Genomic DNA, 6,778 nt, shown 5'->3' on the forward strand with positions numbered 1-6,778 from the left:
AAAAGCGATATTCAAAGGAGATTTTACGATGCAGTTGAACCTGCTGGAGAAGCGGATGAGCAACATTCGGCTGGTGCCGAAAGTGGTGTTGCTGATGGTGGTGAGTACCATTTTGCTACTGACCAAACTCTGGTTTGATACCAACAATCTGGAGACCACCCTGCTCAGCGAGGGGCTTGATCCGGACAAAGCCAACGCCATTGCCGACCGCCTGCTCTGGAGCGGCCTGATGGAGACCACCATCATGGGGCTGCTGTTCGTGATCCTGCTGATGACCGGTTCCCGCCTGATGGTCAAGCAGGTGCACTATCTGGTGGATCTGCTGGAGCGCTTCGCCAAGCGGGATCTCAGTCACAAGGTGTTGCTCAAATCTCGGGATGAATTCGGTGACATCGCCAAGGCGGTCTCCCACTCGCAGGAGAACCTCAAAGCAGTGTTTAACAACCAGCGCGCCGCCTGCAAGGAGCTCAACGACATCGCCTCTCAGGTCACCCTCTGCATGGAGGAGGCCAACGAAGCGATCAACGAAGAGTTCACCCAGATCGAACAGCTGGCGAGCGCCATGAGCCAGATGGTCGGCGCCATTCGCGAAGTGGCTGCCCATGCGGATCAGGCCTCTCACGCCACCGCCGAAACCAGCCAGCTGGCAGAAGCGGGGAGCCGCTGCGTCGCCGATACCGTCAGCACCATCGACACCCTCTCCGACAACATCCAGCGCTCCGCCACCGTGGTCAATCAGGTGGAGCAGGGGGTCGAGCGCATTGGCTCTGTGGTCGACACCATTCGCGGCATCTCGGAGCAGACCAACCTGCTGGCACTGAACGCCGCCATCGAAGCGGCTCGCGCCGGTGAAGCGGGTCGTGGCTTTGCCGTGGTGGCCTCCGAAGTGCGCGAGCTGGCCAACCGGGCTCAGGCCGCCACCGTCGAGATCCAGAAGATGATCGAACAGCTGCAGGGCAATGCCCATCAGGCTGGCGAACTGATGGCCCAAAGCGTACAGCAGGCCGACAAGGGGGTGGAACAGGTGACCCAGGCCGGTACCCAGCTCGCCACCATAGTGCAGCGGGTACAGGGTGTCGCCGACATGAACCGCCACATCGCCGCCGCCTCCGAGCAGCAGAGCTCGGTCGCCGAAGAGATGCGCGGCAATCTGGAACAGGTCAAGCAGATTGCCGAAGGCTCCGTCGTGGTGCTGCGCGAGCTGCAAGAGGCCTCCGAGCTGGTCGAACAGCACAGCAAGGAGCTCGACAGCCAGATCCACTCCTTCAAGCTCGCCTGACTGCTCGCCCTGGTCGGGCATGACCGCGTTGTGCCCTGCCGCCGCTCCCGGCCATAAAAAAATCCGAAACCAGTGGTTTCGGATTTTTTCTATCGGACAAAGGGCAGGCTCGGCTATCGCCTTGCCCACTCTTGCACAACTTACTCGGCAGCCATACGGGCTTCGATGTAAGCCAGTGCGCGGTCGATACGCGCCAGTACGCGCTCCTTGCCCACCAATGCCATTACGGCGTCGATGGCAGGGGATTGACCCAGACCGGTGACGGCCACACGCAGCGGCATACCAACCTTGCCCATGCCCTGGCCCAGCTCGGCGGCAGTGGCTTCAATCAGCTCGTGCAGCGCTTCGGTAGTCCAGCTATCCAGTGCAGCCAGCTTGGTTTTGGCCAGAGCCAGCGGCTCGGCAGCCACGCCGCGCAGGTGCTTCTTGGCAGCGGCTTCGTCGATGGCCTCGCACTCTTCGAACAGGTAGCGGCTCTGGGCGGCCATCTCGACCAGGGTGTTGCAGCGCTCGGCCAGCAGGGTGACCACGTCGGCCAGCGCCGGGCCATTGCTGGTGTCGATCTTCTGGTTTTCCATGTGCCATGCCAGATGCTTGGCAACATAGGCCGGATCCAGGCTGCGCATGTAGTGGTTGTTCAGCCACAACAGCTTGTCGGTGTTGAAGGCGGAGGCAGACTTGGAGATGGCATCCAGGCTGAACAGCTTGATCATCTCTTCCAGGCTGAAGATCTCCTGATCGCCGTGGGACCAGCCCAGACGCACCAGATAGTTCAGCAGCGCTTCCGGCAGGTAGCCGTCGTCGCGGTACTGCATCACGGAGACTGCACCGTGGCGCTTGGAGAGCTTGGCACCGTCGTCACCCAGGATCATGGATACGTGGGCAAACTCAGGTACCGGCGCGTTCAGCGCCTTGTAGATGTTGATCTGGCGCGGGGTATTGTTGATGTGGTCTTCACCACGCACCACGTGGGTGATCTCCATATCCCAGTCATCGACCACTACGCAGAAGTTGTAGGTCGGCGCGCCGTCGGTACGGCGGATAATCAGATCGTCCAGCTCGGTGTTGGCGAACTCGATGCGGCCACGGACGTGGTCATCGAACACCACGGAACCTTCGGTCGGGTTGCGGAAGCGAATCACGTGCGGCGCATCGGCCGGGTGATCGTGGGCGTGGTCGCGGCACTTGCCGTCGTAACGTGGCTTCTCGCCGTTGGCCATCTGGCCTTCGCGCAGCGCTTCCAGACGCTCTTTGGAGCAGTAGCACTTGTAGGCACGGCCATCGGCCAGCATCTCGTCGATCAGAGCGTTGTAGCGATCGAAGCGCTTGGTCTGGTAGTAGGGGCCCTCATCCCAGTTCAGCTCCAGCCATTCCATGCCCTCAATGATGGCGTCGATTGCCTCCTGAGTGGAACGTTCCAGATCGGTATCCTCAATACGCAGCACGAACTCACCGCCCTGGTTCTTTGCAAACAACCAGGAATAGAGTGCGGTACGGGCACCGCCGACATGCAAAAAGCCGGTCGGGCTGGGAGCAAAACGGGTTTTGACTTTCATCTTTAAGCCTTGTGTAGAGGGCCTTGGGCCAATTCGTTAAAAAAACCGTCGCATTTTAGCACCGACAATCACGGATGGGAAAACCATGACGCCATTGCGGGCTAAAGTAGGGGGTTAAATCTGTCGCCATTTGCATCTGTAGCCCGATATTTGAAGAGGATCGCAAAACAGAAGCCCCGTTTCCGATTTGCTATGCACAATGCTGGAGAGCTGCCTCCTCCGGTCGATACCCAAATAACGCTCACCACACTTCTCACGAACAAGGAAGAGACGATGCAGTTCCGTTCTATCCAGAATCGCATTCTAGTGATGGCCGGGATCGCCATGACCGCAGCCCTGGTCATCCTGATCCTGCTCAACCAATACTCCGGCCAACAGACCCAACAACTGACCATCAGCTCCAGCCGTGAAGCGCTGCAGCAGGAGGCATGGCAGAAGGTCAGCGCCAATGCCCGCGCCGAGGCGGCCACCATCACCCAGCTGCTGCAAAAAGGGCTCTCCTACACCCAGCAGATGGCCAGCGCCCTCGCCCTGCAACAACAGGGCAAACTACCGCTGGATCGCCAGCAGGCCACCGACCTGCTCAAGGCACAATTGGCGTTGGAGCCCCAGCTCTATGGCGCCTTTGCCGGCTTCGAGCCCAACGGTTTCGACGGTCAGGATGCCAGCTTTGCCGGTCAGACCGCGCTCGGTAGCGACAGCAAGGGGCGCTTTGTCCCCTATTTCTATCGCGACAAGGATCAAATCGGCACCGATCTGCTGCTCTCCATCGAAAAAACCGACCCGGACGAATTCGGCAATCCCGCCAACGACTACTACGCCTGCCCGAAACGGGAAGGACGGTCTTGTCTGATCGATCCCTTCAAGGTGGATATCAACGGTCAGCAGGTGCTGGTGAGCACTATCACCACCCCCATCATGGTGGATGGTCAGTTCAAGGGGATCGCCGCGCTGGATCTGGCGGTGGACTCCATCAGCCGTCAGGCACAGTCCCTCAACAGCAACATCTATGACGGCAAGGGGGAAACCCTGATCGTCAGCGCCGCCGGTGTCATCACAGGCACCAGCGGTGATGCCAGCCTGCTCGGCAGCAGCGCAAGTAAGGTGCTGGGCAACCAGTGGCAGCAGTACCTGAAACCGGAAGTTCAGCGTCAGGAGCTGGACGAGTCATTCCGTATTTCCGTCCCCATCATGGTGCCGGGAATGAGCCGCAACTGGGCCATCATCGTCACCCTGCCCTACAAGGTGGTACTGGCGGGGGCCGATCAGCTGGAGAGCCAGCTCAATGAGATGAACCGGGCCGCGGTGACCCAGCAGCTGGTCGGTGCCTTTATCGTACTGGTACTGGCGCTGGCCACCATGCTGGTGATTGCACGCAGCATCACAGGCCCCATCCGTCAGATGGTCAGCCTGGTGGATGACATCGCCGATGGTGAAGGGGATCTCACCAAACGCCTCACGACCCGCTCGGTGGATGAGCTGGGGGATCTCGCCAAGGGGATCAACCGCTTTATCGACAAGCTGCAAGGGTTGCTCGGGGATGTGCTCAAGACTGCCAGCGAGGTGAACCGCTACGCCGGTGACACCGATCGCATTGCCGGTCAGACCGACAACAATCTGCAGCATCATCAGGCCGAGATGGAGCAGATGCTGACCGCGGTACAGGAGATGTCCTACGTCAGTCAGGAGGTCGCCACCCACGCCAACAATACCGCCGACTCGGCCAAACAGGCGCAAAGCGCTGCCGATCAGGGCAAGGAGCGCTTCCAGCAGGTGATCCAGTCGATGCACAAGGTCGCGGCAGAAGCCGGTAAAGGGGCCGAAGTGGTGGAAGGGCTGGCTCACGACAGCGCCCAGATCACCAGCATCCTCACCGTCATTCAGGGGATTGCCGACCAGACCAACCTGCTGGCCCTCAACGCCGCCATCGAGGCTGCCCGGGCTGGCGAACAGGGCCGCGGCTTTGCGGTGGTGGCCGACGAGGTGCGCAAACTGGCGGGTAATACCCAGCAGGCGGTGCAGAACACCCAGGAGTTGATAGAGAAGATCCGCCTCAGCTCTACCAATGCAGTCAACGCCATCACCCAGAGCCAGCAGCTGACCCATCAGGCGGTGGGCGAGGCGGATCTGGCGGAAGAGGCGCTCGGCAGCATCTACCAGGCCATCTCCACCATCAACGACATGACCTATCAGATCGCCTCCGCCGCCGAAGAGCAGAGCTCGGTCTCAGAAACCGTCTCCGGCAACCTGTCAAAAACCAACGCACTGGCCAACGACATTGCTCAGGATGCGACCGAAACGGCCAAAGCCAGTCAGGCATTGCGTCAGGCGGCCGACAAATTGCAGCAATTATTGGGTCAATTTCGTCTCAGCTGATAATTTTCCGCCTCAGGACTCTCCCCCTCGGGGGCGAGTCCGTTTACCATAGGCGACGAATTTGCCTGATGGCAGGCAATGTAGTGAGAGGTAAATGCCGTGCCCACCCCGGACCGTCGCCCACGAGGCCATAACAGACGAGCCCAGCAGCGTCGCCAAGACGAATCACAAGGATCCCTGCTCCATCGCATCAATGCCGCGACCCTGTCCCTGCGCCAACGTTTTGGCCAAGGGATGAGCAACCTCGGCCAACGCCGCCAGGATGCCAAAGCAGGCAAATTCAAGCTGTCCAGCCCGCTGCCCCGCAAAAACACCATAGGTCTGCTGATCCTGATCCCGCTCTGGTTGCTGGTACTGGCCTGGGAGCCGGCACCATCCGTTCCCAAAGCAGCCCCTTCCGGCTCGCTGGAAGTGCCGCTGGCCGTACCTGCTCAAGCTCTAACTGTCGGTAATGGCGCGGCAGGCAGTGCCCCCGCGGCAGCCAAGCCGGTCGAAGAGAAGGTCAACGGTACCTGGCTGCAACACGATGTGCAGGCGGGTGAGACCCTCTACTCCATCTGGCGTAAATTCGAGTTGCCGGGTGCCGAGCTGAGCCGCCTGATCGCCATCGAGGGACCGGATCGCCCCCTGACCCGCCTGCAATCGGGCCGCTCTATCTTCATCCTGGTGGACGACACCCGCCGCATCCAGCGGGTGGAGATCCGCTCCTACGGTCAGGCGGTTTATCGCTACGACCGGCAGGGCGAAGGGTTCGCCCTCAAGGAATAATAAAAACGGGAGGCGCTGGCCTCCCGTTTTTTTCAGTCAAATATCTTCAAATAAGCTACTGACTTCACAATATTTTTAGCTTGTTCAAAAAACGAAAGGGGTCAAATTGACAAGGATCGGCGCTAACGTACAATCGTTTGTGCTTTAGACAGGGATTGTTCTACGTGCTACTGGGACAAAGAGACGTGGTCAGTCATGAGCCAACCCCTGCTTGCAAGGCAAATGCAGCCCAGCACGGGCTTAGTTTCATTTTGTTATTGATAGGATTTAGCACATGTCTGACATTCGCACCGGCCAGGTAAAATGGTTCAACGAAACCAAGGGTTTTGGCTTTATTGAACAATCCCAGGGTCCGGACGTATTCGTTCACTTCTCCTCCATCCAGAGCACCGGTTTCAAAACCCTGGCTGAAGGTCAAAAAGTCCAGTTCACTGTGACCCAGGGCAAAAAAGGCCCTCAGGCTGAAAACGTTACTCTGGTCTAAGCCCGCGCCAGTGAATCATGCAGGAGGAGCCAAGGCCCCTCCTCTTTTTTGCCCGCAATTCTCGCCTTCCACCACCAGTCACAACCGCTTGCCTCGTACAATCCGCACCATGAGCCCACATCCCCTTCCTGTTGGCAGGAGGTGGTAGAGACGCGCCTAGTAAACGCCAGATACGACAAAGCATCGCAGCGCGATGTGATGGGTAATTCAAAGGGATTATGAAAGCTTCGAAGAGAGATTGGAGCGGGAAACGAGACTCGAACTCGCGACCCCGACCTTGGCAAGGTCGTGCTCTACCAACTGAGCTATTCCCGC

5 protein-coding genes and 1 tRNA gene are annotated in these 6,778 nt (G+C 59.2%); 4 read left to right on the top strand and 2 right to left on the bottom strand.

The window, feature by feature from the left end; all coding sequences use genetic code 11:
- Nucleotides 1–28: 28 nt before the first annotated feature.
- A complete protein-coding gene (locus G5533_RS19660) occupies nt 29–1,279 on the top strand; it encodes a methyl-accepting chemotaxis protein (RefSeq protein ID WP_441255234.1) in 1,251 nt (416 codons plus the stop codon).
- A 140-nt stretch (nt 1,280–1,419) separates the two neighbouring features.
- On the opposite strand, the gene gltX is transcribed toward G5533_RS19660, so the two are convergent.
- A complete protein-coding gene (gene gltX, locus G5533_RS19665; RefSeq protein ID WP_421205964.1) occupies nt 1,420–2,835 on the bottom strand; it encodes a glutamate--tRNA ligase in 1,416 nt (471 codons plus the stop codon).
- A 273-nt stretch (nt 2,836–3,108) separates the two neighbouring features.
- Here gltX and G5533_RS19670 point away from each other — a divergent pair, with 273 nt between their 5' ends.
- From G5533_RS19670 to G5533_RS19680, 3 genes are all read left to right on the top strand, one after another.
- A complete protein-coding gene (locus tag G5533_RS19670) occupies nt 3,109–5,211 on the top strand; it encodes a methyl-accepting chemotaxis protein (protein ID WP_421255832.1) in 2,103 nt (700 codons plus the stop codon).
- Between the two features lie 99 nt (nt 5,212–5,310).
- The gene (locus G5533_RS19675) at nt 5,311–5,979 is read left to right on the top strand and encodes a LysM-like peptidoglycan-binding domain-containing protein (protein WP_005349384.1); all 669 of its coding nucleotides are present in this window, start codon (nt 5,311–5,313) and stop codon (nt 5,977–5,979) included.
- 274 nt (nt 5,980–6,253) lie between these two features.
- A complete protein-coding gene (locus G5533_RS19680; protein ID WP_005338972.1) occupies nt 6,254–6,463 on the top strand; it encodes a cold-shock protein in 210 nt (69 codons plus the stop codon).
- A 239-nt stretch (nt 6,464–6,702) separates the two neighbouring features.
- Here G5533_RS19680 and G5533_RS19685 read toward each other — a convergent pair.
- Nucleotides 6,703–6,778 (bottom strand) — tRNA-Gly (locus G5533_RS19685).

It is taken from the genome of Aeromonas sp. A600620, from assembly GCF_029479985.1.
GTDB classification, from domain to species: Bacteria; Pseudomonadota; Gammaproteobacteria; order Enterobacterales; family Aeromonadaceae; genus Aeromonas; species Aeromonas veronii_A.